15 protein-coding genes and 2 pseudogenes are annotated in these 19,391 nt (G+C 55.6%); 9 read left to right on the top strand and 8 right to left on the bottom strand.

Annotated elements, in window-relative coordinates:
• Nucleotides 1-179 precede the first annotated feature (179 nt).
• Both D9V82_RS02245 and D9V82_RS02240 read left to right on the top strand, forming a co-directional pair.
• Nucleotides 180-2,279 carry a bifunctional metallophosphatase/5'-nucleotidase gene (locus D9V82_RS02245; protein ID WP_121910776.1) on the top strand — a complete coding sequence of 700 codons (2,100 nt, stop codon included), beginning with the start codon at nt 180-182 and terminating at the stop codon, nt 2,277-2,279.
• A 109-nt stretch (nt 2,280-2,388) separates the two neighbouring features.
• Nucleotides 2,389-2,961 (top strand): DUF421 domain-containing protein, encoded by a 573-nt coding sequence (locus D9V82_RS02240; protein ID WP_420361743.1) that lies wholly within the window; start codon nt 2,389-2,391, stop codon nt 2,959-2,961.
• A 312-nt stretch (nt 2,962-3,273) separates the two neighbouring features.
• On the opposite strand, the pseudogene D9V82_RS12550 reads toward D9V82_RS02240, so the two are convergent.
• Nucleotides 3,274-3,517 (bottom strand): annotated as a pseudogene (locus D9V82_RS12550) (DDE-type integrase/transposase/recombinase); the annotation flags it as partial.
• Between the two features lie 317 nt (nt 3,518-3,834).
• On the opposite strand from D9V82_RS12550, the gene D9V82_RS02235 reads away from it, so the two are divergent.
• On the top strand, nt 3,835-4,242 hold the full coding sequence (locus tag D9V82_RS02235; protein WP_121910775.1) for a hypothetical protein: 408 nt from the start codon (nt 3,835-3,837) through the stop codon (nt 4,240-4,242).
• Between the two features lie 114 nt (nt 4,243-4,356).
• Here D9V82_RS02235 and D9V82_RS02230 read toward each other — a convergent pair whose 3' ends face one another.
• The 3 genes and pseudogenes from D9V82_RS02230 to D9V82_RS02220 all read right to left on the bottom strand — a co-directional run bounded on the left by D9V82_RS02230 (nt 4,357) and on the right by D9V82_RS02220 (nt 7,242).
• Nucleotides 4,357-4,914, bottom strand: coding sequence for a superoxide dismutase (locus D9V82_RS02230; RefSeq protein ID WP_121910774.1), 558 nt, complete (start codon nt 4,912-4,914; stop codon nt 4,357-4,359).
• 247 nt (nt 4,915-5,161) lie between these two features.
• Nucleotides 5,162-5,991, bottom strand: a pseudogene (locus tag D9V82_RS02225) (IS110 family transposase); the annotation flags it as partial.
• Between the two features lie 366 nt (nt 5,992-6,357).
• Nucleotides 6,358-7,242 (bottom strand): peptidylprolyl isomerase, encoded by an 885-nt coding sequence (locus D9V82_RS02220; protein ID WP_121910773.1) that lies wholly within the window; start codon nt 7,240-7,242, stop codon nt 6,358-6,360.
• A 155-nt stretch (nt 7,243-7,397) separates the two neighbouring features.
• Here D9V82_RS02220 and tpx point away from each other — a divergent pair, with 155 nt between their 5' ends.
• The 3 genes from tpx (at nt 7,398) to hisS (ending at nt 9,985) form a co-directional block, all read left to right on the top strand.
• Nucleotides 7,398-7,895, top strand: coding sequence for a thiol peroxidase (gene tpx / locus D9V82_RS02215; RefSeq protein WP_121910772.1), 498 nt, complete (start codon nt 7,398-7,400; stop codon nt 7,893-7,895).
• Nucleotides 7,896-8,060: 165 nt separating this feature from the next.
• Nucleotides 8,061-8,696 (top strand): MBL fold metallo-hydrolase, encoded by a 636-nt coding sequence (locus tag D9V82_RS02210; protein ID WP_121910771.1) that lies wholly within the window; start codon nt 8,061-8,063, stop codon nt 8,694-8,696.
• Nucleotides 8,697-8,701: 5 nt separating this feature from the next.
• Nucleotides 8,702-9,985, top strand: a complete 1,284-nt coding sequence (gene hisS, locus D9V82_RS02205) for a histidine--tRNA ligase (RefSeq protein ID WP_121910959.1) — start codon at nt 8,702-8,704, stop codon at nt 9,983-9,985.
• Nucleotides 9,986-10,046: 61 nt separating this feature from the next.
• Here hisS and D9V82_RS02200 read toward each other — a convergent pair whose 3' ends face one another.
• From D9V82_RS02200 to ypfJ, 4 genes are all read right to left on the bottom strand, one after another.
• Nucleotides 10,047-11,438 carry an L-serine ammonia-lyase gene (locus D9V82_RS02200; RefSeq protein WP_121910770.1) on the bottom strand — a complete coding sequence of 464 codons (1,392 nt, stop codon included), beginning with the start codon at nt 11,436-11,438 and terminating at the stop codon, nt 10,047-10,049.
• A gap of 168 nt (nt 11,439-11,606) precedes the next feature.
• Nucleotides 11,607-12,275, bottom strand: a complete 669-nt coding sequence (locus tag D9V82_RS02195) for a CE1759 family FMN reductase (protein WP_121910769.1) — start codon at nt 12,273-12,275, stop codon at nt 11,607-11,609.
• A 3-nt stretch (nt 12,276-12,278) separates the two neighbouring features.
• Nucleotides 12,279-13,391: an LLM class flavin-dependent oxidoreductase gene (locus D9V82_RS02190; RefSeq protein ID WP_121910768.1), complete on the bottom strand. Its 1,113-nt coding sequence runs from the start codon at nt 13,389-13,391 to the stop codon at nt 12,279-12,281.
• A gap of 191 nt (nt 13,392-13,582) precedes the next feature.
• Nucleotides 13,583-14,461, bottom strand: coding sequence for a KPN_02809 family neutral zinc metallopeptidase (gene ypfJ, locus D9V82_RS02185; protein WP_121910767.1), 879 nt, complete (start codon nt 14,459-14,461; stop codon nt 13,583-13,585).
• A gap of 241 nt (nt 14,462-14,702) precedes the next feature.
• Here ypfJ and aspS point away from each other — a divergent pair, with 241 nt between their 5' ends.
• The 3 genes from aspS (at nt 14,703) to D9V82_RS02170 (ending at nt 19,282) form a co-directional block, all read left to right on the top strand.
• A complete protein-coding gene (gene aspS, locus D9V82_RS02180; RefSeq protein ID WP_121910766.1) occupies nt 14,703-16,529 on the top strand; it encodes an aspartate--tRNA ligase in 1,827 nt (608 codons plus the stop codon).
• Nucleotides 16,530-16,650: 121 nt separating this feature from the next.
• A complete protein-coding gene (locus tag D9V82_RS02175; RefSeq protein ID WP_121910765.1) occupies nt 16,651-17,865 on the top strand; it encodes a phosphotransferase family protein in 1,215 nt (404 codons plus the stop codon).
• Between the two features lie 31 nt (nt 17,866-17,896).
• On the top strand, nt 17,897-19,282 hold the full coding sequence (locus tag D9V82_RS02170; RefSeq protein ID WP_121910764.1) for a replication-associated recombination protein A: 1,386 nt from the start codon (nt 17,897-17,899) through the stop codon (nt 19,280-19,282).
• Nucleotides 19,283-19,391: the final 109 nt, after the last annotated feature.

The following is a 19,391-nucleotide window of genomic DNA, read 5'->3' as shown; positions in this document are numbered from 1 at the left end:
AACGTCTTGCAGCGAGGTTGTACGGCAGAGGTAACCAGCGGACTAAGCGGAAGTGACGTTTGCGTGAACTTCGAGCGGAGAAAAAGTAAAAGCCCAGCTCATGGAGTTAGTGCTGCCTGCGCGGTGGTGAAGAAAGCGGTATACATTGTCTGAATGCTTTCTACGACACAGGAGTAATTATGCAGTTGCGTCGCATTGGCCAGTTGGTGGCCGCTACTACCGTCACCGCCGTCGCGCTCTCCGGTGCGCAGGCTCTAGCGCAGGAAAACACGACCACTATCTCGGTTACCAATATCACTGACCTGCACGGTCACCTGGAAGATGGACTGAGCAACCCCGCGAAGCCAGGCGATGAGATTGGTGTGGCTCGCCTACAATCGCTTATCAAGAAGGTCAACGAAGGACAAGAGTTTAATCTCACCTCTTCGGGCGATAATGTGGGTGGTTCTGCATTCGTGTCGGCGATCTCGGATGACAAGTACACCCTGGAGGCACTCAATGCCATGGGGATGAAGGTCACCGCAGTTGGCAATCACGAGTTCGACAAGGGCACTGAGGACCTGATAAACCGAATTCAGCCGGGTTCTGACTATCCCATCCTCGGTGCAAACGTACTCAAAGACGGTAAACCGATTCTGGAAGCCTCTCATGTAGAAGAAATCGATGGTGTGAAGGTCGGCTATGTCGGCACCGTCACTCAAAACACGAAATTCAAGGTATCTGCAGCGAAGATTCCAGGCGTTATCTTCACCGATCCTGTGGAAGCAACGAACAAGGAAGCCACCCGCTTGAAAGAAAGTGGCGAGGCAGACGTCGTCGTCTCCCTCTTCCACGAAGATGCGAAGGAATTTGCAGAAGGCTTTAATAAGGACGTCGATATCCTCTTCGGCGGTGATACTCACGTGACCGCCCAGGGCACGGTCGAGCGTGACGGCGCGCTGCCACTGCAGTGGGCACAAGGCTATGAGTATGGCAAGTTATTGGTTGATGCCGATATTACGTACGACAAGGCTGCTCAGAAGGTGAAAAGCATTGAGCTAAAGCAGTATGACGCGACTGCTGCGGCGCAGGTAGAGCCGGATGCTGACATTGCGGGCATCGTTAAGAAGGCACAGGAAGAAGCCGAGGTAGAAGGTTCGAAGAGTGCTGGCAAACTCGATGCCGATTTGTTCCGCGGCTCCGATGAGGGGCGAGATTCAGGCTCCAACCGCGGTGTCGAGTCCACCCTGAATAACTTCATCGCGGAAGGGCAGCGTTATGCCTTGAGTAAGCAGGTAGGCCAGGACATCGACCTTGGTGTGATGAACGCCGGCGGAGTGCGCGCTGACCTGCAGGGCGGCGACGTAACGTACAAGGATATTTTTGAAGTCCAGCCGTTTGGTAACTCGATTATGACCGCTAAGGTCTCCGGTAAGGACTTCATCACAGCTCTGGAAAATCAGTGGCAAGCTGACAGCAGCCGGCCGCGTCTAGCCATGGGATTGTCCAATAATGTCCAGGTGGTTTATGACCAAAAGGCCTCCCATGGCGAGCGCATCAAGTCCGTCACCATCAATGGCGAGCGCCTCGACCCGAACAAGGACTATTCGATCGCGCTTTCTTCCTTCCTCGCATCCAGTGACACCGAGAAGGGCGGCGATGGCTATTTTGAGGCAGGCTCTATCAAGGACAAGAACGATGTGGGCTACATGGATGCCCAAGCCATGATCGATTACATCAAGTCTGGCGAGTCTGAGATCCGCAAGGGGCAGAGCCATATCGGTGCTCATATCGATGGGGAAATTGCCCCCGGTAAACAAATCACCATCGATCTCTCCAGCTTGAACTACACCAGTAAGGGCGAGCCAATGGCTAAGACCGTCACGGTGAAGTTAGGAAATAAGGAAGTAACCGCCGATATCGATAATTCTAAGCAGGAAGGCGATGACCAATTTGGTGAGCGCGGCCGCGCGCAGGTGACGCTGACCGTTCCAGAAGGCCTCACCGGCTCCCAGAACTTGGAAATCACCACCGACGCCGGTACGCAGGCGATTCTGCCCGTGGAAGTGGGTGAAGCCGGCGGTGACGAGTCTGGTTCTCAAGAGCCTGGCTTCCACGAGGACGGTTCTGATGGGAAGGATTTCCCTAAGATCCCGCAAGGCTCCTCCTTTGGCGGCGCAGCCCTTGCCATCGTTGCGGCGCTGGCGGCAGGTATCGCCTTTATTGGTCTAAACCCCCAGGTGCTCCCAGCACCACTGCGGGCCATCTTTGATGACCTGCGCAAGATCTTTCATATCTAATTAGGAATCCAAATCCTGCGGATACGCTAAAAGCGCTTTTCCTCGCTTACAGGGGGAAAAGCGCTTATTTTTCTGTGCAGTGTCTTGTATCCTAGTAATCTCAAAAGCCGTGGATATCTTTGAACGGTTTTTACGCGAGGCGACTTTTCAACTAGGAATCGAGTTGCATCGAGTTCCTGTAGTCATGTTGTCGACCTTAGGCATCTATCTTGCCTTTATGGTCTTGGTGAAGCTGTTTGGCTCCCGCGTATTGACCTCCATGACGGCCTCTGATGCGATCATCATCATTATGTTCGGCGCCGTTGCAGGCCGTGTAATTATCGGCGTTCCACCCACATTGGCGGCGGGCGTTATTGGCCTGACAACCCTAATGGCCCTAGAGGCCGCATTCGGCACCATCCGCAAGGTGGTGAAGTGGACGCGGTTTCTGGACCGGCGTCCGGTACTCATCGTCTTTCAGGGCGAGATGATTGATGATAATCTCACCGTTTCCCACATCACTCGTTCGGACGTATATTCCGCAGTGCGTAAGTCTGGCCTCGGCCGCATGGAAGACGTCCAGGTCATGGTCTTAGAGCCCACTGGCCACATCTCCGTGATTAAGAATGGCCAAGAAATCGACCCCGAGATTTTCAATGACCTCGTCGGCTCTGGATACATCAGGCGGGCAAAGGAATCTTAAAGGTTCTGTGCAAGGCGGCCTCAAGACCTGTCTGCAGATCCGTCGGGGTAGCACTCTAGCTTTCCTATAGTATGCGAAACCGCTGTACCCAAATTCAGGGCACAGCGGTTAAAAGCGCTTAAGAAGCGTTAAAGCTTAGAAAGGAAGCTGGAAGTTCTTCAGGAAGCCTTCGATGTCGAGGTACTTGTTAGCGAAAGCGAAGAGAGTGCCCAATGCGCCGACTGCAGCGGTGAAGACGCCAATCCATGCCTGGACTTCCTTAGCCTTCTCCTGAGAGGTCTTTTCGGGGGTCGGGCTCCTCCGTCACCGCGGAAGTGTGTGCGCCATCCGAAGTGCTCGTTCGACCAGGTATGTATCTTGGACGCTATCCATAGTCCAGCCCAGCACCCTGCGGGAATGGTCGCCGCGAACCACACATATGTATAACCAGCCTTCACCGGTGCGCAGACAGATAAATATCTGACATCCACACCCTGTTAAGCTCACCGGTATCAAACATGCGTTTTACTAGGTCAGGAAGCGTGGACTTATGCTTGGCTTGAATCGTTGTTACCGGCACGAGGCTTCACCCGGCTAACAGATACACCACACTAGTGGACGCAACCGCTCGTTTACGCCAGATCAGTGGGGAAGTGCCAATTTTAAACCAATTTGTGACCAGCATGGTAATTGTTATGCTCCTTTGAGTAGGATAAACCGTATCCACTGTGATAAACGACTTCGTGCGGGGCTGATAGCTGAATTTGTCCGGGCGTATGGATCGGGAGTTCGATCAGGGGCCGGTAAAGGAGTGGCTGACGCTTATTATCGCGGCGTTCGTGCAGCCGGATCGAGATTTTACAAAGGGCGCGGGCTCAACAATTAGGGAGTGTAATGAACATGCTGAAACCCCTGGAAAGTATCACAATTTTTTCGGTCCTCGTGGCCCTCGCGCTCTATGTATTTATTAGTATTATTGCTGTCTCGAATGGCGGCTTCCCGTTTCTTGTTGGCGCATTATTTCTTCTGGCTACAGCTTTCGCGGTTGTGCTTATCGGGATAAATATTTCGCTCTGGAGTCATAGGCGAGCGCGGTATTCTACATCCACGATAGGAAAAATCGGCGCGTGGATAATTACCGCCGGAATTGTTATTGCAGTTGCTGCCGTTATCGCTCAGCTGTTTCTTGTCGGTGGTTTTTGGGAACCGCTGTTTAGTGAGCTTTTATGGGTAATAACTGCAGCCACCGGATTACTTTGGCTGGGATTTATTCTTCTTATGGTTTCCGGGAGAACTCGCTAAGCCAAAACGGTGCCCCGCGAGATAAAAACGCCATGAAGAACGCCGTGTCCGGCACGTAAAGTGCGCGGGCACGGCGTTCATATAAGCCGCAGCGATGATGGTGCGGTGGAAGGTTTACTTTTTCGCTGCTGCGAAACGCTCTGCAACGTCGTCCCAGTTGAAGACGTTCCAGACGGCCTTGACGTAATCAGGCTTGACGTTCTTGTATTGCAGGTAGTAAGCGTGCTCCCACATATCCAGCATCAGCAGTGGAGTGAAGTTCACGAAGGTGTTGCCCTGCTGGTCGGTCAGCTGCTCAACGAGCAGGCGGCCAGCAATGTGGTCGTAACCCAGGACGGCCCAGCCGGAACCATGCAGGCCGAGTGCTGCTGCGGAGAAGTGCGCCTTGAACTTCTCGAAGGAACCGAAGTCGCGGTCGATAGCCTTCGCTAGCTCACCGGTTGGCTCGCCGCCACCGTTAGGGCTCAGGTTCTTCCAGAAGATGGAGTGGTTGGTGTGGCCACCTAGGTTGAAAGCCAAGTTCTTGGACAGCGCACGGATGCGGTCTGGGTTGGCTTCGCCGTTGCACTCTTCTTCCAGAGCGTCCAAAGCTGCGTTAGCACCCTGCACGTAAGTGTTGTGGTGCTTGGAGTGGTGCAGCTCCATGATTTCGCCGGAGATGTGTGGCTCCAAAGCGTCACAGGTAAGGGTAGCAAGCCCACGGTAGTTCCATTTGCCGACATCGGCTTTAGGGGAAGGTTACCTTTCAACCATGTGAATAATTAAACTATTAGGGGGTGTTCCTATATAGTTTGTCAAACTCGCGGGTGGGATGGACGGGGGCGGATCCCTAACTCGTGATTTTTAGGTGTGTTTTTTGCGCATAACTGGTAGCCGACTGGGATTTTGCCCAGTCGGCTTGTTTCGTTGTTAGGGGTTCGGCTGTTGCGGCTTCCTTTGCTGGGGCTGGGTCGCGGTAATACTCGTGGTTGCGCATCATGGCGTAGAGGACGTTGATTCGTCTGCGGGCAAGTGCTACGACTGCGGCGTTGTGTCGCTTGCCTTCATTGCGCTTTCGTTCGAAGAATTGCCGTGAACGCTCGTGGAATCTGATGGATGCAAAAGATGATTGCCATGGGGCGTTCTTTAATTTTTTGTTGCCGGCTCTATTCAGCGAGTTCGACATTATTGAAGTGCCTGACTGGTGTGTCCGAGGCGATAGCCCAGCATATGGGGTCAAGTGTCCAGGTGTTGGAAAGTCAGACATATCCCCGACGGTCATGAGGATTTGTGCTGCTGTTTTCGGGCCGATTCCTGGCATGGATAGCAGGATTTGTGTGCGTGTGGAATGTCGTCGACGCCGTTGAGGACTTTCAATTGGAGGAAGGCTTCTTCGACGCGGTCGACACTGCGGAGGGATTCCGGAAGATTCTTTGCAGCGTGGGCGATGATATATGCATCCCGGATATCAGTTTTGGCATTGCCAGCGTGGATGCGTGAGAGCTGACGCATTGCCAAGCCGGGAAGATAGCGCACGTCGATTCCGATATCTTGGGCAACCGCGACAGTTAGTCGTCCGATGTTATTTGGCTGGTCTACGACGACAAGGACCTTGTGGTCGTTTGCGCTGAACGTTGAAAAGAGTGTGCGCAGGGATTCTTCGTTTTAGTTGATGCGTTTTGATAGCACCTGGGTGCCGTCGATGTCTAAGACGCAAGCGTGGTGAAAGTATTTGCCTACGTCCATGCCGATGACATAGAAGTAGGTCATGCCAGGCCTCCTAGCGAGTTGAATGAGTATGAGACTTCTTTCATCGCTGGTGGTCGGACATACTTCACGCTGGCATCCACATTACTTTGAGACCTCACACACGTGATGTGGGTCAGGTTCCTATTAGCAGTTTGGAGTATGTCACTGCCTTCGGCGGCATCACCCCCGGATCGGTGTCAGACAGGGACGAAAATAAGCCATACCGAAGCCAGCGACTAGTTCCACTGCTCCTTAAAAGAAAAGCAAAAAGGAACGCAGACAAACATAACCTGTCCCCTGCACAGGGGCAGAGTCACGAATTCTGGGCTACTTGGAGCGGAACTGCTAACAACGTAATGTGGCATCGGCAAGCGCCGATGCCACAGACTAAGCCTTTACTGTAGCCTTTTTAATTTTTACCTCTTTTGCAGGCTTGCCATCCTTCTGGTCGCCTGAATTGCCACCTTGGTCACTGGTATCAACCCCGGCCTCAGCAATCTTGTCCAAGGTCTTCATCCCTTCTTCGGAGATGGTGCCGAAGTAGGTGTAGTTAGGGGCGAGCTCCGAGTCATCGTAGTTGAGGAAGAACTGGGAACCGTTGGTATCCGGACCACTATTGGCCATAGCCACGGTACCGCGGGGGTAGACAACCGGTTTCTGTGCGTCCTTGGCATCAGTTTCGTCGGTGGGGTATTCATCAGCAAAGCTAAATCCCGGGCCGCCCGATCCGGAACCAGTAGGGTCGCCACACTGGAGCACATTTAACGTGCCTGAGGTCATGCGGTGGCAGATGGTGTCATCATAGAAGCCGGACTCAGCCAGTTTCGAAATGGCGTGGGAGGTACAAGGAGCAGCGGCGCGGTCCAGGTCCATCTCGATCGGGCCCTGGGTGGTATCGAAGGATACGGTGACGGTGCCCTTGGTGGAGATATCCTTGCCGTCGGGCTTCTTAGCACCGTGGCCATCCTTCTTATTGTCCTCATAATCGCACTGGACGGTGGCTGGTAGAGCTTCCGCGCGCTTGCCGCTCAAGGGTTTTGCCTTGGGGGCTTCTTGTGTGCTCTGTGCTTCCGAGGTAGCTTCCGCCTGGATGTCGCCCTCAGAGCCCTCGCGGGTGGAAAGGAAGTAGATTCCTCCGGCGATGCCGAGGATGACGACGAGCGAGGCTACGGCGACACCAAACGGACGAATCTTTTGTTTACGGTCACGGGACTTTAGCTCACGGTCGAGCTTATGTAGCGCGTCTTCTCCACGCTTTTTATTGTTTGGCACCGTGGGACAACCTTTCTAGCGATCATCGGGGATGTATCTCAACTAGGACGATTTTAGCGGCTTTGCGTCCAAGGAGCGGAGTTGGCTCGGGAGTGGCTCAGGTATTGAGTGGTGAGATATAGCGGGGAAGTGCGAGTATCAGTATTCTCGGGGCCATGGCTGAAGTTAAATTTTCTGACGAACCTACCCAAACCGCCGGTGAACTTCCTGCAGTAGGGGAGTCCATCCCCGAGTTCACCCTCGTTGGCACTGATCTTTCTGAGGTTACCAATAAGGATTTCGAGGGCAAACGCCTCGTTATATCCATTTTCCCCTCCATCGATACGGGTGTGTGCCAGCAGCAACTGCGTACTTTTAATGAAAAGGCCGCAGGTTTAGACAACACTGTTGTCTTGTCTGTCTCCCGTGACCTGCCCTTCGCGCTGGATCGTTTCTGCGCCGCAGAGAGTATCGCAAATGTGGAAACCGCGTCTGATTTCCGTTCCGATTTTGGAGAGAAGTTTGGCGTGACCCTGCAGGGCTCCCCGCTCAAGGGCTTGTTGGCACGCTCCGTTGTAGTCACCGACGCTGACCACAAGGTCATCTACAACGAGTTGGTGCCGGAGGTAACCACTGAGCCCGACTACGACAAGGTTCTTGCCGCTCTGCAGTAAAGCTTTAAGCTAGCAGGTTTATAAATCCACCACCCAGTCTTTCCTACATCCCACCGAGGATGCGGGCGCACAGGCTGGGTTCTTTTGTGTGCTTGCGTGGTCCCTAAACCCAGTGACCGCTGCGTTAGAGAGTGCTTGAGGAGTGGCTCTCGTTAGACTTAACTCATGGAAATTTTACGATTTACTGCGGGTCCTTTTCGCACGAATACCTATATCGCGGCGGAGGAAAAACGTGCCTTCATTGTGGATCCGGGCATGGATTCGATGGCACAGGTGCTAGCGCATGACTATGACTATGAAGCCATTGTGCTTACGCACGGGCACATCGACCACACCCGCGAGGCGGGGGACTTGGCGCGAGAGCTCGATATTGCCGTCTATATTCATCCCGCAGATAGGTTTATGTTAGATTCCGGGCAGGGCGTCTCCCCCCAGGCCCAGGAGCTATTTCACGCTTCTAGCATGGTGCCCATTGCTGATCTTCGCGAACTTGAGGGTGGGCAGGAGCTGGAGCTTATCGGCCATTCGTTTGCTATCCAGCATGCGCCTGGCCATTCGCCGGGATGCGTGCTGATTATTTCGGATACTCTTGCCTTCACCGGGGACGTCCTTTTTGCTGGGGGAATGGGGCGCGTTGATCTTCCGGATTCTGATCCGCAAGCCATGGCGGATTCATTGGCGGGACCGGTGTGGGATTTAGACGATAAACTGGACATTCTTCCCGGCCACGGCCCCACCTCGACCATGCGTCACGAACGAGCGACCAACCCATTCCTGCGAAAATCCCATGGGGTAGTCTAGTGACTATGAGTAAGGAGCAGCGGTTCGAGGCACTGGCCGCACCGAAAGGTGTGCCAGATTATTACCCACCAGAGTCTGTGATTTTCTATAAGGTCCGCCAGACCATGGTGGAGCAGGCGCATCTTTCCGGCTTTCAGCACATTGAATTGCCCGTTTTTGAAGATACCGCGCTCTTTGCCCGCGGTGTGGGCGAATCTACCGACGTGGTGTCCAAGGAGATGTACACTTTCGCAGATCGCGGCGATCGTTCTGTGACCTTGCGTCCGGAGGGCACCGCGGGTGTGATGCGCTCGGTGATTCAACACAATTTGCACCGCGGACAGCTTCCGGTAAAACTCAACTATTTCGGTCCATTCTTCCGCTATGAGCGCCCACAGGCCGGGCGCTATCGCCAGCTGCAGCAGGTCGGTGTGGAAGCTATTGGCATCGACGATCCAGCACTGGATGCTGAGGTCATTGCCATGGCGGATCGCTCTTATCGGGCCTTGGGGCTGAGCGGGTTCCGCTTGGAATTGACCAGTTTGGGCGACCGGAATTGCCGGCCCGCCTATCGCGAAAAGCTGCAGGAATTCCTGTTCAAGCTGGACCTTGATGAGGAAACCCGCCGTCGCGCCGAGATTAATCCTTTGCGTGTCTTGGATGATAAGCGCCCGGAAATGCAAGAGCAGCTTGTTGATGCCCCATTGATGCTCGACTATCTCGATGCCGGGTGCCGCGAGCACTTTGAGACCGTGACCGGCATGCTGGAGGATATGGGCGTTGCGTACCAAATCAATCCCCGTATGGTGCGCGGCTTGGACTACTACACCAAGACCTGCTTTGAATTCGTTCACGATGGCCTGGGTGCACAATCTGGCATTGGCGGCGGTGGTCGCTACGACGGGTTAATGGCGCAGCTCGGCGGCCAAGATCTCTCGGGCATCGGCTATGGCCTGGGCGTGGATCGCGCCGTTCTCGCCCTCGAAGCGGAGGGAATCACCTTGGAAGGCAGTAATTCCCGCGTGGATGTTTACGGCATTGCCTTGGGCGCTGCAGCCAAGCGCCGCATGACAGGGATCATTAATGAATTGCGCAAGGCAGGAATTGCTGCGGACATGTCTTTTGGTGATCGCGGTCTTAAGGGCGCAATGAAGGGCGCGGATCGCGCCGGGGCGCGCTTTGCTTTGGTATTGGGAGACCAAGAATTAGAAGATGGCACCATTGCCGTGAAGGACTTGGCTGCGCACGAGCAGCGCGACGTAGAGTTATCACAGCTGACGGCCACTCTAAAGCGGGATCTAGAAGGCTAAACACGGGGATAAATAAAGGGCACCGACGCAGTTTCGGTGCCTCTTATGCGCTGTCAGCCGCTTAGCACTCCACCTGGGAAACGCTAAAGCCCATCGTTTTGGCCAAGCCACCGAGGGAAGTTTCCTTGTATTTGGAGTGCATATCCCGGCCGGTATCTGCCATGGTTTGTACGGCGTTATCCAAAGTGACGTGGTGGGTGCCTTCACCCATCATTGCCATGCGGGCGGCATTAATGGATTTTACTGCGCCAATGGCATTGCGCTCAATACAGGGGATTTGTACCAGACCACCGACTGGATCACAGGTGAGGCCGAGGTTGTGTTCGAGGGCAATCTCTGCAGCATTTTCCACCTGGGCCGGGGTGGCGCCAAGGAGTGCCGCCATTCCAGCAGCGGACATGGACGATGCGGAGCCGACTTCTCCCTGGCATCCGACTTCGGCGCCGGAGATGGAAGCGTTCTGCTTGATGATCATGCCGATTGCGCCGGCGGTAAGCAGGTAGCGGCGTGCGGATTCGCGGCAAAATCCACGGTGGAAGTCGCGTGCGTAGTGCAGCACCGCAGGAATAATACCGCAGGCGCCGTTAGTGGGCGCGGTAATAACGCGGCTGCCCGCAGCGTTTTGCTCGTTAACTGCTAAGGCGAAGAGATTGACCCATTCCATGGCAGAAAAGCCAGAGTGTGGGTCATCTTTCTGCTCCAGCAGCCGCGCATACATCTTCGGGGCTCGCCGCGGTACGCCGAGGCCGCCCGGAAGTAGTCCCGTGGTGGAAATACCATCAGTCACGCATTCGCGCATGATATCCCATACGAGGTCTAAGTGGCGCAGGACATAATCTGCGCCGCCGTCATCCCGGTGGAGCACGTCTTCATTGGCCAGGACGATTTCCCAGATATCTTTGTCGTGGGTTGCGCAAAGGTTGAGCAGCTCTGCGCCTGTGGTGAACTCATAAGGCACAGTATCGTCAACGGTTGCTGCGGCAACGCCGGCGGCCATTTCTGCATCGAGCTCATCGCGCGAGAGAATGAAGCCTCCGCCGACGGAAAAATACTGTTCGTTTTCTGCCAAGATGGTGCCGTCTTCGTCCCAGGCTTGGAAAATCATGCCATTGGGGTGTTGTGGCAGTGGCTCGTTATCAAAGGTGATGTCGTAGTCGACGGTACCGGACGGGCCGGAGATAGTGCCTTTGCTCGGAATTATGCCGCCGGCTTGGGGCTCGGCATCGAGGGGAACGGTCAGAGGCTCCCAACCGGCTAGTCCTAGGATGACGGCGCGGTCGGATGCGTGGCCACGTCCCGTCGCGGCAAGAGAACCCCGCAGCTGCGCTGACACGCGAGCCGGATGGGTCTCGAGGGAATCTAGAAACTGTTTCGCCGCGCGCATCGGTCCTACCGTGTGCGAGGAGGATGGACCGATACCGATGGTGAAAATGTCAGTAACGCTAATAGTCATGGTGAAAGCCTTCAGAAACCTTTCTTCGAAGCAGGAAAGTTATCAGTCCAAGAGCATGAAAAAGAGACGTTCCCAGGCGCGGGGATTCGAGTTAAACATTCTAAAATCCAAGCGTAGAGAAATATGTGACATGTATCAATTTTAGATTATGCGATAGGTATTGCAGTTTTAGCTCTGTCCGTCGTATTGCGACAAAATCTGCTCGAATGGTAAGAAATCCTCATCTATACCAATCCCCGTAGGGCGGGAATTGGGTTCGGTAATCGGGTCATCGGCAAGCCCGGCGACCCGGTCCGTGGGGCGGATCATCTGATCCGCAAGCTGCGTAGCGGCACGCTCGATACGGCGGCGAATGCGCGCTCCCTCGGCCGTTCCCAGATCTTCGGTTGACTGAAAAATGCCGGTTGGAACGACGTAGGCATGCAGGTAATTCAACAGGGGACGTAGCGCATAATCCAAAATGAGAGCGTGGCGCGGTGAACCACCCGTAGCGGCAACGATAGTAGGCAGTTGCTCCAAAGCGTGCGTATCTAGGACATCAAAAAACATTTTAAAAAGCCCGGAGTAGCTGCCTTGAAATGCAGGAGTGACGGCAATAAAACCATCGGCCGTGGAAAGAAGCTGCTTTGCTTCATCTAATTGCGGCGTTGGAACCGCCCAATTGGTCATGGTCGCTGCCAATTCAGCAGCAAGCCTGCGTGCCTCGATGATGTGGGTGGTCACGCCCTCACCGCGCGCGGAGATCTTAGCTTCGGTGGCTTCTGCAATAGTCACGGCCAATTGCCGGGTGGATGATGGCTCCGATAGTCCGGCTGTGAGGACAACCAAAGACCGCATAGCTTAGTCCTCCTTTCCGGGGCTTATGCGAAAGTGTGGGGAATCTGGGTGCTGCTTGAGCGTTGCATGCGTAGGTGGATTTGAGGGTACATGGTCTGGCCGTCGCTGCTCAAAGCGCCGACGGAGCTCGGGTACCACGTGCGTGCCAAGAATTTCTATCTGCTTGAGCACCACTTCTTGCGGCAACCCCGCGTGATCGATGAGGAATAGCTGGCGTTGGTAATCGCCCACGTAGTCCGCGAATTTTAAGGTGCGTTCAATGACTTGTTCTGCAGTGCCCACAGTCAGCGGGGTGTAATCAGTAAATTCCTCCAGGCTAGGTCCGTGTCCGTACACGGGTGCGTTATCGAAGTACGGGCGGAAGAACTTCTTAGCGTCTCCTTCTGTGTCCCCAATGAATACTTGGCCGCCGAGTCCTACGATGGCTTGGTCGGCTTGGCCATGACCATAGGAGGCAAAGCGGCGGCGGTACATATTGACCATCTTTGCCGTGTGTTCTTGATTCCAGAAAATATTATTGTGGAAAAATCCGTCGCCGTAATAGGCCGCTTGTTCTGCGATTTGTGGAGAGCGAATAGAGCCGTGCCATACAAAGGGCGGGACGCCATCGAGGGGCGCCGGGGTGGAGGAAAACGCTTGGAGGGGAGTACGGAATTTACCTTCCCAGTTGACGCTATTTTCACGCCACAGGCGGCGCAGTAGGTGGTAATTTTCCACGGCCAAAGGGATCCCTTGGCGGATATCTTTGCCAAACCATGGGTATACGGGCCCGGTATTGCCGCGTCCCAACATCAGGTCCACTCGGCCACCGGAGAGGTGCTGCAAAAAGGCGTAATCTTCCGCGATCTTTACCGGATCGTTAGTGGTAATCAGCGTCGTGGCGGTAGAAAGCTGCAGGCTTTCGGTTTGCGCTGCAATATAGGCTAGATGGGTCGTGGGGGAGGATGGGACGAAAGGCGGGTTGTGGTGTTCGCCCGTGGCAAAGACATCGAGGCCCATTTCTTCTGCTTTGAGCGCGATTTCCGTAATATTGCGGATTCGCTGTGCCTCTGACGGGGTTTCGCCGGTGGTTGGATCGCTGGTTACGTCTCCGACCGTGAAGATACCAAATTGCATGATGTCCCTTTCTACGTACCTATAAGCATTGTACGTGACATGTCAACAATGGGTGGGGAGGAATTATTCGCACCACGGTGAAGAGAAAAGATGCGTTTATTTAATTGCGCGAGCAACGCATGCGCGTGAACTCCGAAGGGGTGGGCAGCGGTGCTGTTATTGCTGCTGGACAGCCTAGGAAGGGGGGAATTTTAGCTGTAGACCCCGCGCCCCAAGGTGTCGCACGCGGCCATCCGGCCAGAATTATAACCAGCGAGGAAAGCTTTCTGGCGTTGTTCAGAGGAACCGTGCGTCCACGCATCGGGTTGGACCTGCCCGGTGGAACGGCGCTGAATATTATCATCACCTACTGCCTGCGCCGCGGTGACGGCATCGGCGACTTGCTGTGGGGAAATTGGCTCGAGCAAAGCATCATCGCCCTTATCCGCGTGAGAGGCCCAAATCCCCGCGTAGCAATCTGCTTGGAGCTCGATCTTTACCGCGTTGGAGTCCGCGCCAGGGTTATTGTAGTCCGAAAGGCGCAGGGTTCCCTCGAGGTGCTGGATATGGTGGCCAAATTCGTGGGCGACAATGTACATCTGTGCAAAAGGGGCGTTGTGCGCACCGTAGTTGCTTAATGAATTGAAAAACGAGGTGTCGAAGTACGCCGATTGGTCTGCAGAACAATAAAACGGTCCCGTGGCAGAAGAAGCGGTCCCGCAGCCGGAATTGGTCGAACCACTGAATATAACCCGGCCAGGGCGGGCGTATTCTATGCCGGCTTGCTGGGGCAGCTCGGCGGTCCAGACGTTATCCACGCTCATGGCGGTAAACATCACCCTGCAGTCATCGTATCTATTGCCGTCTTCTGCTGTCCGGCAGTGATCGAAACTAGAATCATCGGCCTGAGAGTGCGTGCCAGATTGCGACGGTTCATTGCCTAGAAGGGCGCCAATATCGGAGGGGCTTCCTCCAAGTAACAGGTAGAGCCCTATGAGTACGACGGAGCCTATGCCACCCCCGATGGCAAGCCCACCGCCCCCGGAGGTCGCGCGTTGGCCATCGAAATCGGCACCGGATTTAAACGTCATGACTACATAATGTCACACGTTTTTAGACTCGGCAGCACGTACCGGGCACAGTGATGGCTGGCCCGGCTGGCGGCGGGCGGCACGCACTAATGAGCTGACGCTAAATAGGACTTAAAAGGAGCAGAAGTCACGGTGGGATGTAGACTTGGCCAGGTTCCTAGTCTTGTGCTTGGTTGGGCGCGCGCTGTTTACGCGTGGCTGGACCCACAAGTAACTCCATTTCAGAAGGGATTGAATTACAGTGCTGCGTACGCATTTGGCCGGTGAGCTTCGCAAAGAACTAGCAGAAGAGACCGTAACTCTAACCGGTTGGGTGTCTCGTCGTCGCGATCACGGCGGCGTCATCTTCATTGATTTGCGTGATCGCTCCGGTATTGCCCAGGTAGTCTTCCGCGAATCTGATGTGGCCGAGCGCGCCCACGATCTGCGTTCGGAATACTGCGTCAAGGTAACCGGCGTGGTGGAGCCGCGCCCAGCAGGCTCCGAAAACCCGAACCTGCCTTCCGGAGACATCGAGGTCAACGTGACCGACCTGGAGGTGCTCAATAAATCCGTAGCGCTGCCCTTCCAGATAGATGATCCTTCCGCCTCTGGCGAGGTAGGCGAGGAGACCCGTCTAAAGTACCGTTACCTGGACTTGCGCCGCGAGCGCCAGGCAAAGGCATTGCGCCTGCGTTCTGCTGCCAACCGCGCGGCCCGTAACGTTTTGGACAAGCACGATTTCGCCGAAATCGAAACGCCTACCTTGACCCGTTCTACCCCTGAAGGCGCGCGTGACTTTTTGGTCCCCGCCCGTTTGAAGCCGGGCTCCTGGTACGCGCTGCCGCAGTCGCCACAGCTGTTCAAGCAGCTGCTGATGGTGGCTGGGATGGAGCGCTACTATCAGATTGCGCGGTGTTACCGTGATGAGGATTTCCGCGCCGATCGTCAGCCAGAATTTACCCAGCTGGACGTGGAAATGTCCTTCGTGGACCAAGACGATGTCATCGCCCTGAGTGAAGAGATTGTCACAGAGCTGTGGAAGCTCATCGGCTACGACATTAAGACCCCGATTCCGCGCATGACCTACGCCGATGCCATGAAGTACTACGGTTCCGATAAGCCGGACCTGCGCTTCGATATCAAGATCGTCGAGTGTACGGAGTTTTTCAAAGACACCACTTTCCGCGTCTTCCAAAATGACTACGTCGGCGCCGTAGTCATGGAAGGCGGTGCATCGCAGCCGCGGCGGCAGTTCGATGCATGGCAGGACTGGGCCAAGCAGCGCGGCGCCAAGGGCCTCGCCTACATCACCGTCGCAGAGGACGGGACCCTGGGTGGGCCGGTGGCCAAGAACATTACCGAGGTTGAGCGCGAGGGCATCGCCGAGCACGTTGGCGCTAAGCCGGGTGACGCCATCTTCTTCGCCGCCGGCGATACCAAGTCTTCCCGCGCGCTGCTGGGTGCGGCCCGTGGTGAAATCGCCAAGAAGCTCGACCTCATCAAGGAAGGCGATTGGGCCTTTACCTGGGTTGTTGACGCCCCGCTTTTCGAGCCTTCGGCCGATGCCACCGCTTCCGGCGACGTGGCCTTGGGCCACTCCAAGTGGACCGCGGTCCACCACGCTTTCACCTCGCCGAAGCCGGAGTGGATTGATTCCTTTGCTGAGAACCCCGGAGAGGCCACAGCATACGCCTATGACATCGTCTGTAACGGTAACGAGATTGGCGGCGGTTCCATCCGTATCCACCAAGAAGACGTCCAAAAGCGTGTTTTCGATGTGATGGGCATTGGTGAAGAGGAAGCACAAGAGAAGTTCGGCTTTTTGCTCGACGCCTTCTCCTACGGAGCACCCCCACATGGCGGCATCGCCTTTGGCTGGGACCGCATCGTATCCCTCTTGGGCGGCTTTGACTCCATCCGCGATGTTATTGCGTTCCCGAAGTCCGGTGGTGGCGTGGATCCGCTTACCGATGCCCCTGCGCCCATCCCTGCCGCACAGCGCAAGGAAACCGGCGTGGACTTCAAGCCGGAGAAGAAGAACGACGCTGGCAAGACTAAAGCTGCGAAGCCACAGCAGCAGAACTAGCTCTTAGGACCAATATGGCGACACGAGTCTAGGACTAGCGGGGCGCGCCATCGTCGCAGGGACAATTTATGCGGCGAAGGTATGGCCCCGCTTTGTATTGGCGGGCATACTGGACAGAACTATGGATGATACACAGACATTGCTTTCGGCCGATGAGGTTATTGATGCCGCATCGGAAATGTTGTCACGCCGCTTTGGTGGCACGCCAGAGATGTCAGGCGTCGAGGATTTAGGCGGATCCGGCAACGCCTTAGTCTTGCGCGCGAAAGTTGCACCCAGCGCCTTTTTGCCGCATCGTTCTGTGGTTATCAAGTACAATCCAGTAACCGGCTACGGCGTTGATGACGCAGCGATGCTGCGAGAGGTGGTGGCCTACCAATTCACTACCGCCTTAGCAGAAGACGTGCGCCCGGGTCCGGTGCTTCTCGCACATGATCTAGACCGGCGCATCCTTGTCCTGACGGATTTGGGTCAGGCCGAAACACTCGCGGATGTGCTTTTAGAGTCCTCTGATGAGGATCGGATCCGCATCCTGCGCTCATTGGGCACGGCATTGGGGCGAATTCACGGAGGCACCGCGGACCATGAGCAAAATTTCGAGACCCTGCTCAACCGCACCTTGCGGCATAACCCGGAATTCGCCGATCACCAATCCGTGCGCGATCAGTCCTTGTATCGCTCCATTAGTATCGGGCTCAATCTGCTCGATGAGGCAGGGCTTGAAGCCCCCGAAAGCTTTCGCAGCTTGGCCAATCAAGCTGCTGAATCCTTAACCTCCGGCAAAGATAGGGCTTTTACTCCCTTCGACCTATCGCCGGATAATATTATCGTCTCCAAGCGTCTGCATTTCTTGGATTATGAATGGGCTGGCTTTCGCAACGTCGGCTTCGATGTGGCGTGCGTTATCGCGGGCTTCCCCCAGTTCCTGTTCTCTAAACCAATTACGGACAAGGAAGCAGAGACATTTCTCGCCGCATGGTCGCGCGAAGTATCTGGGGTGTGGCCCCGCTTCGCCGATGCGAACGAATTGCATGACCTTGTTGTCACTTGCCTCATTGGCTGGGCCTTGTCTAGCGTGACTACGATGCACGCTGGGGGAATTGAGGGAGTGGTTGCTCTTGCTAGCGGGGATGCGGAGGTTGTCCACGACCCGCAGCGTTCCATCCTGCGCCCGCCGGATAGCGGGCTTTTTACCGAGGACGAGCTTTTGGTGCGGCGAGATCTGTATGAAACCTTTGAAGCGCTTGCGCGCTACGCTGCCCAGTGTGGGACCGCACCGTGCATGTCCATCGCGGAGTTTGGAACTGCCGTTGCCCGCCGCGTTTGCGATGAATAATTACTACACTTATCTGGGGAGTTAAAACCACATGAGCCAGGATTTTCTCTTCGGTGCGCCTCCCCATGCCGGCGGCAGTCAGGGAAGCGACGGCCAGGCTTCGTCTTTTCCCGCAACCAATCTCTTTGTTACGCACTCCGGTTCGCCCTTAGCTGCGCGCATGCGCCCGCAGACTTTAGACGAGGTTGTGGGGCAGGACCACCTCCTTGCACCGGGCAAGCCGTTGCGTCGCTTGGTCGAAGGATCCGGCGAGGCTTCGGTCATTTTGTACGGCCCGCCCGGGACAGGCAAGACAACCATTGCCTCGCTCATTGCCGGCCAAATGGGCCAAAACTTCGTCGGACTTTCTGCCCTCGACTCAGGGGTTAAGCAGGTGCGGGAAGTAATTACCCATGCCCGGAAAGAGCTGATCCACGGCCGCCGGACGGTACTTTTTATCGATGAGGTTCACCGGTTTTCGAAAACTCAGCAAGACGCCTTGCTGGCGGCGGTGGAAAACCGGACCGTGTTGCTTGTTGCAGCGACGACCGAAAACCCCTCTTTCTCAGTCGTCTCGCCGCTGCTTTCCCGCTCGTTGCTTTTGCAGCTGCACTCCCTGAGCGAGGAGGATCTCAAGAGCGTCGCACGGCGCGCTATAGACAGTGACCGGGGGTTAGGGGAGCGCGAATTAACTATTACTGATGAGGCATTAAACCAGCTCGTCGTGCTCTCTGGTGGTGATGCGCGGCGCAGCCTGACCTACCTCGAAGCCGCCGCGGAAGCGGTGGACGACGGTGGGGAAATTACCGCGACGACCGTCACCGATAACGTGAATCGAGCGGTGGTGCGCTATGACCGCGACGGCGATCAACACTACGACGTGACGTCTGCCTTCATTAAGTCAATTCGCGGCTCCGATGTCGACGCGGCCCTGCACTATTTGGCGCGCATGGTCGAGGCCGGAGAGGATCCCCGGTTTATTGGCCGGCGCCTGATGGTGCATGCCTCAGAAGATATCGGCATGGCGGATCCCACTGCCTTGCAAGTCGCTGTCGCTGCAGCAGAAGCGGCGCAGATGATCGGCTTGCCGGAAGCGCGCATCCCCTTAGCTCAAGCGACGATTCACCTTGCGACGGCACCAAAATCGCCTTCTGTTATATCCGCAATTACGAAGGCGCAGGCCGATGTCGCGGCCGGCAAGGTTGGCCATGTGCCGCCGCACCTGCGTGATGGTCACTATGAGGGCGCCAAACGGCTGGGAAATGCGACGGGGTATTCCTATCCCCACGATGACCCGCGCGGGGTAGTGGAGCAACAATACCTGCCCGATGAGCTCGACGGCACCGTATATTATGAGCCCACCGAGCACGGTGCGGAGAAGCGAATCTTTGACTATATAGGCCGTTTGCGCAGGATTCTTCGCGGCAAGCGCCGATAAGTAGGAGTCGGCTTGGTCATATTGACCCTACCGATGGGCAAGGTCGACTTACCAGTAGGTAGAGTTGGGTGGGTTAGAAAGCTTCTTGATGGAAGATTAAAGCTTAGAC

Source organism: Corynebacterium macginleyi, from assembly GCF_003688935.1.
In the GTDB taxonomy this organism is placed as follows: Bacteria; Actinomycetota; Actinomycetes; order Mycobacteriales; family Mycobacteriaceae; genus Corynebacterium; species Corynebacterium macginleyi.
The sequence above is the reverse complement of the archived record's forward strand: the minus strand, read 5'-3'. Positions and strand labels throughout refer to the sequence as shown.